Origin of the sequence: Amycolatopsis sp. NPDC101161, from assembly GCF_044768185.1 — a bacterium.
In the GTDB taxonomy this organism is placed as follows: domain Bacteria; phylum Actinomycetota; class Actinomycetes; order Mycobacteriales; family Pseudonocardiaceae; genus Amycolatopsis.
The window spans coordinates 740,682-753,835 of record NZ_JBIWPI010000002.1 but is presented as its reverse complement, the minus strand read 5'-3'; the positions used below and the strand labels follow the sequence as shown (position 1 = coordinate 753,835).

Genomic DNA, 13,154 nt, shown 5'->3' with positions numbered 1-13,154 from the left:
ACGCCGAAGGGCCCCGGAGCGGACTCCGGGGCCCTTCGCAAGCCACACTCAGTGGTGGTGGTGCTCCAGCGAGTGGAGGATCAGCGCCGGGGTGGTGGCGATGCCCGTGTAGGCACCCGCGACCAGGGAGGCCGCACCGTAGCCCAGGGCGCCGCCGCCCTCGATGAACGTGGCGTACGCGTCGCCGAACGTCGGGTCCGGGGTGCCCGTCGTGTCGCCCGTCGCGGCGAACGCGGTGCTGCCGATCATCATGAGGCCCGCAGCGGTGGCCGCGACGAAACCAGCCTTCTTCAGCACTTCGCACACTCCTAGGTAGAACTGTTGGGATCCGGGGCACCGGGGGTCCGGTGGTGTGTCCCGCAGTGAGAAAATTACCCGCCTATCAGGCGTCTCGTGCGGCTTGTACGCCCATTGTGTGAGCCTGCAGCAGGCGCTTTCACTCGGACCGGTTCTCTCTTGGCGACGGGAAATGCGGCGCGCAACAAAACGTGGTAAAAGCGCGTCAATCGATCTTGTGAATACGACGGGTCAGCAATTTTCCCAAGATCATTCCGACGTGTGTGCATCGATCGAGAGGTTGATGACGCAGGGTGACCGTCACTGGACGTCGATGTCGGACGACCGACAGTGAGGTGACGATCTGGCGAATCACCGTGTTGGCTCCCTGCGCGATCCCGCATTCGTGGGTACCTTCCGAGGAGAGGGCACGCGTTCCGTGCGGGTCCTCGCGGGAGGCCCTGGTCGTGACGGTGATCGAGGGGGCGGCGCAGCCGCCCACGAGACGCACGAGGGGGCCGGCACCCGGCCCTCGTGGCCGCGCCGACTGACCCACCAGGTCAGGAGGAGTGGTCCAGCCAGGGAGGTGCCCGGCCCAGCGAGTGCGGGCGTGAGGTGCACACGCCCTCGAGGGAGATGCCGTCGTGACTGCGCAGCGTTTGCCCCGTAAGGCCTCTGGCCACTCTTCGACCGGTGCCGTTCCTGGCCCGGAGAAAGCCTCGACCTCGCCCGAATCCCAGCAGCACATGTACGTGCTCGACACGTCGGTCCTCTTGTCGGACCCGTGGGCGGTCACCCGCTTCGCCGAGCATGCTGTCGTGCTTCCGCTGGTCGTCATCAGTGAACTGGAGGCCAAGCGCCACCACCCGGAGCTGGGCTGGTTCGCCCGGGAATCCCTGCGCATGCTCGACGACCTGCGCCGGCAGTACGGCAGGCTCGACGCGCCGCTCCCCATCGGGGACCACGGCGGCACGCTGCAGGTGGAGCTGAACCACTCGGACCCCTCGGTGCTCCCGTCGGGGTTCCGGACCGACTCCAACGACCACCGCATCCTCGCCTGCGCGCTCAACCTGGCGGCGGAGAACGCGGCGGTCACGCTGGTGACCAAGGACATCCCGCTGCGGGTCAAGGCCGGGGCCGTCGGTCTCGAGGCGGACGAGTACCGCGCGCAGGAAGTGACGCCGTCCGGCTGGACGGGCATGGCGGACGTGGACGTCGAGCAGGACGTGCTCGACACGCTGTTCGGCGGCAGCACCGTCGACCCGGTCGAGTACGGCATGGACGAGCTCGCCGAGCTGCCCTGCCACACCGGGCTGCGGCTGCTCGCGGGCAGCTCCAGCGCACTCGGGCGGGTCACGGCGGACAAGCGCATCCGGCTGGTGCGCGGCGACCGCGAGGCGTTCGGCCTGCACGGCCGCAGCGCCGAGCAGCGCGTCGCGCTCGACCTGCTGCTCGACTCCGACGTCGGCATCGTGTCGCTGGGCGGCCGGGCCGGCACCGGCAAGTCGGCGCTCGCCCTCTGCGCCGGCCTCGAGGCGGTGATGGAACGCCGTCAGCACCGCAAGGTCGTGGTGTTCCGGCCGGTCTACGCGGTCGGCGGCCAGGACCTCGGCTACCTGCCCGGGTCCGAGAGCGAGAAGATGCAGCCGTGGGCGCAGGCGGTGTTCGACACCCTCGGCGCGCTGGTCAGCCAGGACGTCCTCGACGAGGTCTTCGACCGCGGCATGCTCGAGGTGCTCCCGCTGACGCACATCCGCGGCCGCTCGCTGCACGACACGTTCGTCATCGTCGACGAGGCGCAGTCACTGGAACGGAACGTCCTGCTGACGGTGCTCTCGCGGCTCGGCACGGCGTCCCGGGTGGTGCTCACGCACGACGTCGCCCAGCGCGACAACCTGCGCGTCGGCCGGCACGACGGCGTCTCGGCGGTGATCGAGAAGCTGAAGGGCCACCCGCTGTTCGCGCACGTCACGCTGACGCGCTCGGAGCGTTCGCCGATCGCCGCCCTGGTGACCGAGATGCTGGAGGACCACGGCTGACGCACTGACGGGCGGTGCGGTCACGAGAGTCTGAACGCTCCCGGGGCCGCACCGCGTGCAGTGCTTGGGGTGACCAGTGAGTCGGCTACCGCCCCCACCGCTCTTCCGCGAAAATCCGTGCAACCAGGTCTTTGCTCTTCGCAGTCCGGTCCAGGGCCCAGCCCTTTTGTCGAGCCATGCTGGCGGCGCGTGCGTTCACATCTGTGAAGGCCGCCTCGGCCGCCTGCTCGCCGATCTCGGCATTCGCCTCGGCCAGCCGCCTGAGTTCCAGAGGCGAGTTCACCTTCTTCCCCAGCTTTCGAGCGACCGCCAGCATGGAGACGTGGAATCGCAGGTTGGTTCGCTGGCTGGAGCTGACTTGGATCGCTCCTGACATCAGGTAGTTGTCCACATACTTCTGCAGGCGAGCTATCCAGAGGTAAACGGGGAGCGGGATCTCCTCGGAGAATATCCTGCTGTATTCGTCATTTTTCTTCAGAAGTGAGGACGGGCGTGCGCGGGAGTCGTTCGGCTGGCTCAGGCCGATGGCCATAACGGCTTGACCAAGCAGCGGGATCGAGATGATGCGGTCGGCGCTCTTGCCGATGTTCCGGTAGTAATTCTTCCGCCGGTCGTAGTACCAGCCCGCGGAAAAGAAGTGCGCTTCGATCTTCCGTTGGACCTCGTCGGTGGCGCGAAGAGAGGCGTCGGGCACACTCGTTTGCCGGTTCGTCGCGCGGATGACTTTGTCGCTAGTCGCGTCGTCGGTTGTCACTAGGATGCGGACCAGGACGGACTTCTTCTGGGCTTCCCGGGCTTCCGTCGGCATGCTCCGCAATACTTCGTAGACGGTGTACGAAGTTTGAAGTCCATTGACGACCTGTACGTCGTCCAGTACGAACTCCTTCCCGTTGATGGTCGCGCTCGAGCAGATGATCGTCGCGCCGTTGTTCATCCACCAGAACTCGGGACTCTCCGGGTTTTCGAGAGAGTCGCGAATCTCCTTATTGACCTCGACGTCACCTTGGTAGTCCCGGACGTTCGAGTCGAAGATATGCTTCCGTAGTTCGCCCTTCTCGTCGACCAGGAAGTTCCAGTAGTCGTTCAGGTGCACCAAGGCGACGTGACTCGAACCGGGACTCGCATTCTCTTGGAAGCGCAGCTTGAGGCTGTAGGAGGGCGAGGTGTTGTACAGGTTCCAAAGTTCTTCGGCTCCCGCGAGGTCGACCTCGATCTCGGCGCCGTACACCTTCTCCGCGATCGCGAGTCGCAGCTCTTCCATCTTGAGCAGGACGTTCTTGTTGGCGTTCTCGCGGTCACCCTTGGTGGCGTAGGTGAAGCGGACCCGAACTCGCGGCTTCCTGGTGGCGAGCTTTTTCCATGCCTGTGTGAACATGCGGATTCTGGTCACGACCTCGGGGGCGTACTGCTCGAGCAGATCCGCTGCCGGGGTGTCGATCTCCAGTAGTTTGCGCAGTGATGCCTGGGCTTTGTCGAAGGGAGTTTCTTCGAAGGACTCCTTGTTCTTCGCCTGGATGAGCCAGAGGGTCAACAGGGAGTTGCGGCTGAAGTCGTTCGAAGACTTCGACTCGAGAAAGATGTCATCGTCCTCGGCGAGTAAGGCATCGCCCAGGAAGACGTAGATGCCGTCCAGACCACCGTCGCGCGCCCCGCCGACTCGCCCGGACTCGATCTCGTCTGGCGATAGATCGTAGTCCTTGAGGATCTGTTCGGCGGTCAGCAGCTCGAACGCTATGTCTCTTGGAAGCGGCGGAGTGCTGCGCTCTTGGTACTCCGCGAGTGCTTGGTCCAGAAGAATCACGTGGTTCTTGCTCACGCTGGGCGGCTCTCTCTCGAGTTGTCTGCACTAGGACTGTCAAGTCCTGTCGATCACCGTCGAGCGTTGTTACTCAGTGGGCCGGTCTTCCCCTGAATGGCGTAGTTCGAGGGCCACGGCTGACGGACTCCCGGGAGCGGCGCACCCGCGCCGCTCCCGGTTCGTCACCAGCCCGAGGGGAGCGGGCGGCCCTCGGCGAACCCGGCGGCCGACTGGACGCCCAGCAGCGCGCGCTCGTGGAACTCCTCCAGGGTGCGCGCGCCCGCGTACGTGCAGGACGAGCGGACGCCGGAGCCGATCGAGTCCAGCAGGTCCTCGACGCCCGGGCGCTGCGGGTCGAGCGCCATCCGCGACGACGAGATGCCCTCCTCGAACAGCGCCTTCCGGGCGCGGTCGAAGACGTTGTCCGTCCGCGTCCGCGCGCCCACCGCGCGCTTCGACGCCATCCCGAACGACTCCTTGTACGGCCGGCCCTGCTCGTCGAACCGCAGGTCACCGGGCGATTCGTAGGTGCCGGCGAACCACGAGCCGACCATCGCCGCGGACGCGCCCGCGGCCAGCGCCAGCGCGACGTCACGCGGGTGGCGCACGCCGCCGTCGGCCCAGACGTGCTTGCCCAGCTCGCGCGCGGCGGCCGCGCAGTCGGCGACCGCGGAGAACTGCGGGCGGCCCACGCCGGTCATCATCCGGGTCGTGCACATCGCGCCCGGCCCGACGCCGACCTTGACGACGTCGGCGCCGGCCTGGATCAGGTCGCGCGTGCCTTCCGCGGTGACGACGTTCCCGGCGACCACCGGGACCTTCGGCGACACCGACCGGACGGCCTTCAGCGCGGCGATCATCTTCTCCTGGTGGCCGTGCGCGGTGTCGACGACCAGCACGTCCACGCCGGAGCCGAGCACGGCTTCGGCCTTCGCCGCGACATCGCCGTTGACGCCGACCGCGGCGGCGACGCGCAGCTTGCCGTCGCCGTCGACGGCCGGGGTGTAGATGTCCGCGCGCAGCGCGCCGACGGCGGTCAGCACGCCCGCGAGGCGGCCCTCGGCGTCGAGGCCGAGCGCCAGGTTCGCGCCGTGGCTGTGCAGCAGTTCGAAGACCTCGCGCGACGGCGTGGTCAGCGGGACCGCGACGGTCGCGGGCTGCGCGACGTCGGCGAGCCGCGCGAAGCGGTCGACACCGGCGCAGGCCGCTTCGTCGACGATGCCGACCGGGCGGCCTTCGCCGTCGACGACCACGACGGCGCCGTGGGCGCGCTTGTGGACCAGGTTGAGGGCGTCGGCGACGGCGTCACCGCCGGTCAGGACCAGCGGCGTGTCCCACACGGTGTGCCGGCTCTTGACCCAGCCGACGATCTCCGCGACGGCTTCGGTGTCGACGTCCTGGGGGAGCACCACCAGGCCCCCGCGGCGGGCGACGGTCTCGGCCATCCGCCGGCCGGCGACCGCGGTCATGTTGGCGACGACGATGGGGATGGTGGCGCCGGTGCCGTCCGCGGTGGCGAGGTCGACGTCGAAGCGGGACTCCACGTCCGAACGGTTCGGCAGCAGGAACACGTCGTCGTAGGTCAGGTCGTGGGCGGGCCGGTGGCCGTCGAGGAAACGCACGAGTCACCAGACTACCTGCTGGGCCCGTGGCAGGATCTCAGGGTATGAGCCGCCGCGACCGGGACACCGAGGGACGGGCACGCAACGCACGGCCGCGCGACGGCCTCGGCCGGCCGCTCCCGTACGGCGCCGACGGCGTCGAGCGCCAGCCCGAAGGCATCACGAGAACGCCGTCGCAAACGCTTGCGGAGGCGCAGCGGCTGCTCGACGACGGCAAGCCGTTCCACGCCCACGAGGTCTTCGAGGACGCGTGGAAGACGACCGACGGCCCCGACCGCGAACTGTGGCGCGGCCTGGCCCAGCTCGCGGTGGGACTGACGCACGCGGCCCGCGGCAACAACGTCGGCGCGGTGTCCCTGCTGGAGCGCGGGGCGGCGAACATCGAGCCGTTCCGCAGCGAGCCGCCGCACGGGATCGACGTCGCCGGCCTGCAGCAGTGGGCGCTCACGCTGGCCGAAGAGGCGAAGCAGCGCGTACGGGTGTCGCCGAGCGCGCCGCGGCTGACGTGCTGACGGCCGTCGGCGCCGCGGGCATTGCGGCAGTGGCGTCGCTGGTCGGCGTGACCTTGGGTGCGCTGCTCGAGCCGCTGAAGCTCAACGCCGCCCGGCGGGCGAAGCTGCGGCAGGACCGCGCCGACCGCTGCGCCGGGCTGATCGAGGCCGCGACGCGGGCGCGCAAGCACATCGTCGACATCAACGTGATCCACCGCCGCCGGAAACTGGGCGAGGAGCTCGAAACCGACGCTCAGCGCGAGATCGAGTTCGAAGACGCGTACTACACGGCTCGCACCGAAATGCGCTCGTTCTACGGGCTGCTCGTGATGAGCGGCCCGGACGAGCTGGTCGAGCAGGCGGACGAGCTCCGCCGGAAGGAGATGGAACTCCACCGGACCCGGTGGGAGCTCGACACCGACGGGAAGTTCGACCGGAGGTTCCTGCCCCCGCCCGTCCGGGAGGCCAGCTCCGCGTTCGACCGGGCGATCGAGGAGTTCGCCCTCGTCGCCCGGACGCACACTTCCTAGGCCGCGTCCCAGCCGCTCGAGGCCGTCTTCTCCGCGCCGAGCGTTGTGCCTTCGCCGTGGCCCGTGTGGACCTTCGTCGCCTCCGGGAGCGTGAACAGCTTCTCGCGGATGGACTTCACGATGGTCGGGTAGTCCGAATAGGACCGTCCGGTGGCGCCCGGGCCGCCGTGGAACAGCGTGTCGCCGGTGAACACCACCCCCAGCTCTTCGGCGTACAGGCACACCGCGCCCGGCGCGTGCCCCGGCGTGTGGATGACCCGCAGCGCCGTGCCCGCGATCGTGATCGTCTGGCCGTCCTCCAGCTCGCCGTCCGGCGCGCGGTCCGGGTGCGTCCGGTCCCAGAGGACGCGGTCGTCGGGGTGCAGCAGGATCGGCGCGCCGGTGGCCGCGGCGAGCTCGGGGGCGGCGTTGACGTGGTCGTTGTGCGCGTGGGTGCAGACGATCGCGGCCAGTTTCCGGTCGCCGATGACGTTTTCGATCGCCTTCGCGTCGTGCGCCGCGTCGATCACGATCACCGCCGTGTCGTCGCCCACGATCCACACGTTGTTGTCGACGTCCCAGCTACCCCCGTCGAGCTGGAAGGTTCCGGACGTCACCAGGTTCTGCACGATCGCCGTCATGCGGCGACCCTAACGGTCATTCGGCGGGTAGATGACATACCGGCGGTATGCTACTCTCGCGTCACCTTACTTCGAGTAAGTTCGAGAGGGGACGCGATGACGCTCCTGGCCGAGCCGCTGAAGCTGCGCTGCGGCGCCGTGCTGCCGAACCGCCTGGCCAAGTCGGCCTTGAGCGAGCAGCTCGGCGACCGGCGCAACGCCCCGACGCGGGACTTGCACGAGCTGTACCGCACCTGGGCCCGCGGCGGCGCGGGGACGCTGATCACGGGCAACGTCATGGTCGACCCGGCCGCGCTCGGCGAGCCGCGCAACGTGACGGCGACCGCGGACCCGGCCGGCTTCCGCGCGTGGGCGCGCGCGGTCGAGGGCACCGACACGCGGCTGTGGGTGCAGCTCAACCACCCCGGGCGCCAGAGCCCGCGGTACCTCTCGCGCGAGCCGGTGGCGCCGTCCGCTGTCCCTTTCGGCAGCCGAGGCATCCGCACCGCCTTCGCCGTTCCGCGCGCGTTGACCGGCGACGAGATCGAAGCGATCATCGAGCGCTTCGCCGTCGCGGCCCGGACGTTCGTCGACGCGGGCTTCCACGGCGTCCAGATCCACGGCGCCCACGGCTACCTCGTGTCGCAGTTCCTGTCGCCGCTGACGAACCTGCGCACGGACGCCTGGGGCGGCGACGCGGTGCGCCGGCGCCGGTTCCTGCTGGAGGTCGCGCGGCGGGTCCGGTCGGCCGTGGGCGACGACGTCCCGGTGGCGGTGAAGCTGAACAGCGCGGACTTCCAGCGCGGCGGCTTCACCGAGGAGGAGTCTCTGGAGGTCGTGCGCGAACTCGGCGAAACCGGCGTCGACCTGCTGGAAGTCTCCGGCGGCACGTACGAAAAGGCCGCGATGATGGGCTCCGGACGGGCGAGCACGCAGGCGCGCGAAGCGTACTTTCCTGGACTACGCGGCGAAGGCGCGTTCGGTGTCCGACGTCGCGTTGATGGTCACCGGCGGCTTCGCGACGCGGGACGGGATGGAAGAGGCGCTGCGCTCGGGCGCGCTGGACGTCGTCGGGCTCGGGCGGCCGTTGATCGTCGACCCCGCTCTGCCGGCGAGGTTGCTAGACGGCGACGACGTCCGCGCGGAACGGCTTTGCCCGAAGACCGGCGTCCGGCTGGCCGACAGCCTGCTGGAGATCCAGTGGCACACCCGCCAGATGCACCGGATCGCCGCGGGCAAGCCGGTCGACCGGCGCGGCGCGCTGCCGACGCTGGTCCAGGCCGGGCTGAGCGACGGGCTCAACGCGTTCCGCCGGGTGCGGGCGTGAGCCGGCGGTCGTAGAGGAACGCGCCCGCGGCGAGCGCGGTGAAGAACAGCCCGATGAAGACGCAGTTGAGCGCGACCTGGCCGTAGCCGAGCGCGCCGGCGTCGACGAACGGGTACGGGTAGAAGCCGGTGAGCGCGCCGCGCGGCAGGGTGAAGGCGAGCCAGGCCAGCGGGTAGAGCAGCGACCACCCGACCGTGGACCAGGTCAGCACGCCGCGCGGGGCGGCGAGGAGCCAGCCGAGCACGAACAGGATCGGCGTGACCTTGTGCAGCATGGTGTCGGAGAACAGCGACAGGCCGTGCAGCTCGTACAGGCCGGCGAGGGCGACCTGGTAGACGATGCCCGTGACGATGATGCCGACGAGCGCGTCGAGCCAGAGCACGGTGAACAGCCTGCCGCGGGCCAGGCCGAGCGCGACCAGCGCGGACGTGATCGCGACCAGCAGGTTCGAGTCGATGGTGAAGAAGCAGAGCAGGTTCGCGACGCGGCCGCCCGCGTCGGTCGCGGTGGCGACGACCTGGCTGACGAGCCCGGTCAGCGCGACCACGGCGGTGACCCCGAACCAGGCGCGGGTGAGCATCTCGCTGCGCATTTCGGGAGCTTAGCTCCACTGTGGACGAACCGGCGGGGATCACCCGTTCGAGGCGCGCCGGTCACCCGGTCCGCGTCCTATTGTCGGCGGAGATGGACGTCGAACGCAGGCCGGGGCGCCGCGGGCGGGTCGCGCTCGGCCCGGCGGGGGAAACCGGGCCGGTCGCCGAGTTCGCCCGCCGGCTGTGGGAGCTGAAGCGCGCGGCGGGCGACCCGTCGTACGACCGGATGCGCGACGAACTGGGGGCGCTGGCATCCAAGTCGGCGCTCTCGGCGGCGGCCCGGGGAAGGCAGCTGCCCAGCTGGGAGACGACGTGGGAGTTCGTGCGGGTACTGGCGGTGGGGGTGCTCGGCCAGGACGAGCCGGCAGTGTTGCTGGAGTGGCGCGGGGCGTGGGAGAAGGCGCGGGAACCGGAAGCCGAGGCGCCGGGGGCCTTGGCCGGGTCGCCGGGCGAGGTCGCCGCCCGAGGTAGTTCCCCTGCGGGTGAGCCCGGATTCCCAGCCCGCCGCCGGTGGGCGGCTTATGGCCTGGCCGCGGCCGTCGCTCTTGTCCTCGTCATTGCGCTCGCGTTCGTGTTCGGCGGCACCCCCGATGAGCCTGCCGCTGCCGGGGATGTTTCCGAGTTCGTCGCCGATGTCACCGTTCCCGATGGCAGCGCCGTCGCCGCCGGGAGCCGGTTCACCAAGACCTGGGAACTCCGCAACGCCGGATCCGTCGGATGGATCGGGCGCTACCTCGTCCGCTCGGGCTCGTTCGGTGGCCCCGACCAGTGCCGCACCCCCGACCGCGTGCCCGTGCCCTACACCGCGCCCGGCGAGCACGTGCGGATCTCCGTCGACGTGCAGGCTCCCTCCGCCGCCGGGCACTGCCAGGTCTACTGGAAGATGGCCGACTCCGAAGGCCACCTGCTGCTGCCCGACGCCCGCGCCGTCTTCTTCTCGGTGCGGATCACCCCGTGAATTTGGCTTTCCGAAGCCGCTGGCCATTCCGCTGACCTGCGAAGACGATCTTCCTTTGACTTTCGCTCCGGTGTGGCCGGTGCAGGGCTTCCGCCGCCACCGCGGGCGTCCATAACGTCGTCGGTGTCCGGATCTCCCGGGCGAATCCATCGTGCAGGGGAAGGAAATCCATGCGTCCGTATCTGAGGGTCGCGGCCGTCACGGGTGCCGCGCTCGCCGCGGGCCTGCTGCCGGCCGGTCCGGCTTCGGCGACGGTTCCGGCGGCGGGGACCGCCGCGAGTGATCCGATCATCACGTGCGAATCCGGGTACCACGGCTGGATGCGCCGGGCGGGCAAGGACGCCATCTGCCTGTGGCCGGGCGAGCGCACCTGGGACATCCGCGTCTTCGAGTGCGCCGGCGACCTGACGCTCTACTTCGAGAACGGCAAGCACGCCTACTGCGGCGGCTCGATGAAGTTCGGCATCGACATCGCCGAAACGTCCGATGTGGTCAAGACGAAGGTGGGGAACCGCTGATGCGCAAGGTGATCGTTCCGGTGGTGGCCCTGGCCGCGACGCTGGTGGCCGTGCCGTCCGCGTCCGCCGCGACGAAGGTGTGCGCCGGCGGCCCGCTGATGGGCGGCGCGACGAAGGTCGTCGAGGTCAGCGCCGGGCAGAAGATCGACATCACCGTGCACAACCACGACTATCGCGGCTTGCTCGTCCAGATCGTCGAGGACGTCTTCGACAAGGGCCTGTGGAGCGGCGCGATCGCGCCGGGCAAGGAGCACACGGTTTCGCACGGCGTGCTCGGCGACCCGCCCGTCTACCACAAGATCCGGTTCGAGGTGACGTCCAACCTCTCCAACAACTACACGTACGCGATCAAGTCCGACCGCTGCTACTGACGCCGGCGGCGCCCCGGTGCCGATCGGCACCGGGGCGCGGGAAGTCAAGCCGAGATGAGGGCGTCCCGGAGGGTGGTGAACGCCTCGTACTCGTCCTTCTGGTCGACCGGCAGCTGGTAGCTGGCGGCGAGCAGCTTCGGCACGGACGGGATGATGCTGAGCCGGAAGGTCTGGCCGTCGGTCGTCTTGATGACGAACCGGCCCTGCAGGTCGCGCTTCTTGACCGACGCCCGGTTGGCGTCGGTGATCGTCAGCGGGGTCCCCGCGGTGATCGCGCCGTTCTTTTCGTCGAGCGGGACGATGACGAGGTCGGTCTGCCCCGGCCGGAAACCCACCGCGAAATTGCTGACGGTGGTGGTGCGGAAAACGATGAAGTTCTTTTGCTTGATTTCCGCGGCGTACACCTTCGTGTAGCTCGTCCCGTCGGCGACGGCCGCGTCGAAAGCGGCGTGGATGGCCGCTTTCAGCTGTTCCTTGCTTGCCACTTGTACTCCTCCATGACCGCTCGGGAGGTGAGCGGGGCTTCCGAGGAGCAGCATCGTAGCGGCGGCGGGGTTCCCGTTCTGTGGGTAAAAATCTCTACACGATCACGCGTCGAACAAACCGAACTACACCGTTTTCGGTTAATTGTCAGCGCAGTGCTTTCACCAGCGCGGGAACGAAGACCGACGCGTCGACCGTGCCCCAGCCGCTGGCGATGTCGAAGCCCTTCGCCGCGGTGAAGCCGACGACGCCGTCCTGGCTGTTGTCGCCTTCGGTGACGTCGACGATGCCCGCCTTCGTGCCCGCCGGGCCCAGCTTCGTGTACAGCGCCGGGTTGATCTGGCCGAGCTTGCCGTGCTTGGCCTGCACCGCGAGCGCGAGCACGCCGGCGAACAGCGGCGCGGACTGCGAAGTGCCGTGCACGCCTTCCATGCTGATGTCCGGGAACGAGCGCATCTTGCTGCCGGTGATCTTCTTGACGCCGTCCTGCCAGCTCGGCCGCGCGTACGTCTTCGACAGCCCGGCGCCCTCGGCGAACCCGTCGTCGGCGACGTTCACCAGGTCGTCCGCCTTGGTGCGGGCGCCGTTCGCGTCGAGGTGCAGCTGCGTGCCGCCGAGCGTCGTGACCCGCGGGTCGGACGCCGGCCAGCTCGCGACCCGGTACGGGTAGTTGCCCGGGCCGTAGAGGTAGCCGCCGGTCGGGCCGTCGTCACCCGAGGACGCGACCATCGTGATGCCGGCCTTGCTCGCGCGGTCGAGCGCCGGGTCGAGCGTCTTGATCGAGTCGAACGACGGGAAGTTCTCTTCCGTGGTCCCGAAGCTCATCGAGATGACGTCGACCAGCTTGTGCTCGGTCATGTAGTCGACCGCGTGCATCATTTCGGGCAGCCCGGTGAAACCCTGCGTCTCCGCGACCGGCGTCGCCGCGACGATGATCTTCGCGTTCGGCGCCATGGCGTGCATCATCGTGACGTCGAGGTCGGTCTCGCCGCCCCAGCCCTGGCAGGTGGCGGTGTCGACGCCGGGGTCGGTGCACGCGGGCACCGCGCCGGACGGTTCGATGACCTCGACGTTCGCCGGCGGCAAGCCGTGGTTCTTCGAGTAGGTGTCGAGCACCTGCTTGACCTTGTCGTCGCCGAAGGACACCAGCGTCGCGACGGTGCTGCCCGCGCCGGTGATGCCGGCGTTCCACAGCTTCGTCGCGTTGTAGGCGGTGCTTTCCTTCGGCAGCGTCGCCATCGCCGCCTCCAGCTTGGAGACGCGCTTCTGCACGGTGTCGGCGCCGACGAACGACTGCGCGGCCGCCGAGAAGTGGTGCTTCGACGGCTGGTGCCCGGCACCCGGCGTGCTCGGCACGGGCGAGGCACCGGCGGGTGCGGCGAACGCGGTCACGAGCAGGGTGGTGCTCGCGAACAAGCCGGCCACAGCGCGCAGTCTCATGCTTTTCTCCCCAGCAGTCGTGGAAACTCCACCCTGGCGAGATCGGCGGGCGCGCACCAAGAGACTTTCGTCTTTCCTTTTAGGAGGAAAGCACCGCCGACGCGCGAGA

The 13,154-nt window shown here is 69.2% G+C and carries 14 protein-coding genes and 1 pseudogene; 8 read left to right on the top strand and 7 right to left on the bottom strand.

Features of this window, described 5'->3' with window-relative positions; genetic code table 11:
• Positions 1-48 precede the first annotated feature (48 nt).
• Positions 49-297, bottom strand: a complete 249-nt coding sequence (locus tag ACIRSS_RS14700) for a hypothetical protein (protein WP_086683841.1) — start codon at positions 295-297, stop codon at positions 49-51.
• 725 nt (positions 298-1,022) lie between these two features.
• Here ACIRSS_RS14700 and ACIRSS_RS14695 point away from each other — a divergent pair.
• Entirely contained in the window at positions 1,023-2,315 is a 1,293-nt protein-coding gene (locus tag ACIRSS_RS14695) for a PhoH family protein (RefSeq protein ID WP_400894752.1), read from the top strand.
• 85 nt (positions 2,316-2,400) lie between these two features.
• On the opposite strand, the gene ACIRSS_RS14690 is transcribed toward ACIRSS_RS14695, so the two are convergent.
• Both ACIRSS_RS14690 and ACIRSS_RS14685 read right to left on the bottom strand, forming a co-directional pair.
• Positions 2,401-4,131: an AIPR family protein gene (locus ACIRSS_RS14690; RefSeq protein WP_400894749.1), complete on the bottom strand. Its 1,731-nt coding sequence runs from the start codon at positions 4,129-4,131 to the stop codon at positions 2,401-2,403.
• Positions 4,132-4,295: 164 nt separating this feature from the next.
• Positions 4,296-5,735, bottom strand: a complete 1,440-nt coding sequence (locus tag ACIRSS_RS14685) for a GuaB1 family IMP dehydrogenase-related protein (protein ID WP_400894747.1) — start codon at positions 5,733-5,735, stop codon at positions 4,296-4,298.
• A gap of 44 nt (positions 5,736-5,779) precedes the next feature.
• Between ACIRSS_RS14685 and ACIRSS_RS14680 the strand changes: the two genes are divergently transcribed.
• Positions 5,780-6,247, top strand: a complete 468-nt coding sequence (locus ACIRSS_RS14680) for a DUF309 domain-containing protein (protein WP_400894745.1) — start codon at positions 5,780-5,782, stop codon at positions 6,245-6,247.
• Positions 6,241-6,756 carry a hypothetical protein gene (locus ACIRSS_RS14675; RefSeq protein ID WP_400894743.1) on the top strand — a complete coding sequence of 172 codons (516 nt, stop codon included), beginning with the start codon at positions 6,241-6,243 and terminating at the stop codon, positions 6,754-6,756. The genes ACIRSS_RS14680 and ACIRSS_RS14675 overlap by 7 nt, the downstream gene beginning before the upstream one ends.
• On the opposite strand, the gene ACIRSS_RS14670 is transcribed toward ACIRSS_RS14675, so the two are convergent.
• On the bottom strand, positions 6,753-7,376 hold the full coding sequence (locus ACIRSS_RS14670) for an MBL fold metallo-hydrolase (RefSeq protein ID WP_400894740.1): 624 nt from the start codon (positions 7,374-7,376) through the stop codon (positions 6,753-6,755). The two genes, ACIRSS_RS14675 and ACIRSS_RS14670, sit on opposite strands and share 4 nt — an antisense overlap.
• Before the next feature lie 96 nt (positions 7,377-7,472).
• On the opposite strand from ACIRSS_RS14670, the pseudogene ACIRSS_RS14665 reads away from it, so the two are divergent.
• Both ACIRSS_RS14665 and ACIRSS_RS14660 read left to right on the top strand, forming a co-directional pair.
• Positions 7,473-8,198 (top strand): annotated as a pseudogene (locus tag ACIRSS_RS14665) (NADH:flavin oxidoreductase); the annotation flags it as partial.
• A gap of 139 nt (positions 8,199-8,337) precedes the next feature.
• Complete coding sequence (locus tag ACIRSS_RS14660; protein ID WP_400897609.1) at positions 8,338-8,682, top strand: hypothetical protein; 345 nt, start codon at positions 8,338-8,340, stop codon at positions 8,680-8,682.
• Here ACIRSS_RS14660 and ACIRSS_RS14655 read toward each other — a convergent pair.
• Positions 8,654-9,274, bottom strand: coding sequence for a Pr6Pr family membrane protein (locus tag ACIRSS_RS14655; RefSeq protein ID WP_400894738.1), 621 nt, complete (start codon positions 9,272-9,274; stop codon positions 8,654-8,656). The two genes, ACIRSS_RS14660 and ACIRSS_RS14655, sit on opposite strands and share 29 nt — an antisense overlap.
• Positions 9,275-9,366: 92 nt before the next feature.
• Between ACIRSS_RS14655 and ACIRSS_RS14650 the strand changes: the two genes are divergently transcribed.
• The 3 genes from ACIRSS_RS14650 to ACIRSS_RS14640 all read left to right on the top strand — a co-directional run bounded on the left by ACIRSS_RS14650 (position 9,367) and on the right by ACIRSS_RS14640 (position 11,122).
• The gene (locus ACIRSS_RS14650) at positions 9,367-10,233 is read left to right on the top strand and encodes an NBR1-Ig-like domain-containing protein (protein WP_400894736.1); all 867 of its coding nucleotides are present in this window, start codon (positions 9,367-9,369) and stop codon (positions 10,231-10,233) included.
• A gap of 170 nt (positions 10,234-10,403) precedes the next feature.
• Complete coding sequence (locus ACIRSS_RS14645) at positions 10,404-10,751, top strand: hypothetical protein (protein ID WP_400894733.1); 348 nt, start codon at positions 10,404-10,406, stop codon at positions 10,749-10,751.
• Positions 10,751-11,122 carry a hypothetical protein gene (locus tag ACIRSS_RS14640; protein WP_400894730.1) on the top strand — a complete coding sequence of 124 codons (372 nt, stop codon included), beginning with the start codon at positions 10,751-10,753 and terminating at the stop codon, positions 11,120-11,122. The genes ACIRSS_RS14645 and ACIRSS_RS14640 overlap by 1 nt, the downstream gene beginning before the upstream one ends.
• 44 nt (positions 11,123-11,166) lie before the next feature.
• On the opposite strand, the gene ACIRSS_RS14635 is transcribed toward ACIRSS_RS14640, so the two are convergent.
• Both ACIRSS_RS14635 and ACIRSS_RS14630 read right to left on the bottom strand, forming a co-directional pair.
• Positions 11,167-11,607, bottom strand: coding sequence for a hypothetical protein (locus tag ACIRSS_RS14635; protein ID WP_400894728.1), 441 nt, complete (start codon positions 11,605-11,607; stop codon positions 11,167-11,169).
• Positions 11,608-11,752: 145 nt separating this feature from the next.
• Positions 11,753-13,045: a S8 family serine peptidase gene (locus tag ACIRSS_RS14630; protein ID WP_400894726.1), complete on the bottom strand. Its 1,293-nt coding sequence runs from the start codon at positions 13,043-13,045 to the stop codon at positions 11,753-11,755.
• Positions 13,046-13,154: the final 109 nt, after the last annotated feature.

What these genes read in the sequence shown, in the direction of transcription:
- ACIRSS_RS14655 (WP_400894738.1), bottom strand. Translation starts at nt 9,274, where the DNA reads ATGCGCAGCGAGATGCTCACCCGCGCCTGGTTCGGGGTCACCGCCGTG.
- ACIRSS_RS14630 (WP_400894726.1), bottom strand. Translation starts at nt 13,045, where the DNA reads ATGAGACTGCGCGCTGTGGCCGGCTTGTTCGCGAGCACCACCCTGCTC.
- ACIRSS_RS14650 (WP_400894736.1), top strand. Translation starts at nt 9,367, where the DNA reads ATGGACGTCGAACGCAGGCCGGGGCGCCGCGGGCGGGTCGCGCTCGGC.
- ACIRSS_RS14695 (WP_400894752.1), top strand. Translation starts at nt 1,023, where the DNA reads ATGTACGTGCTCGACACGTCGGTCCTCTTGTCGGACCCGTGGGCGGTC.
- ACIRSS_RS14680 (WP_400894745.1), top strand. Translation starts at nt 5,780, where the DNA reads ATGAGCCGCCGCGACCGGGACACCGAGGGACGGGCACGCAACGCACGG.
- ACIRSS_RS14670 (WP_400894740.1), bottom strand. Translation starts at nt 7,376, where the DNA reads ATGACGGCGATCGTGCAGAACCTGGTGACGTCCGGAACCTTCCAGCTC.
- ACIRSS_RS14640 (WP_400894730.1), top strand. Translation starts at nt 10,751, where the DNA reads ATGCGCAAGGTGATCGTTCCGGTGGTGGCCCTGGCCGCGACGCTGGTG.
- ACIRSS_RS14645 (WP_400894733.1), top strand. Translation starts at nt 10,404, where the DNA reads ATGCGTCCGTATCTGAGGGTCGCGGCCGTCACGGGTGCCGCGCTCGCC.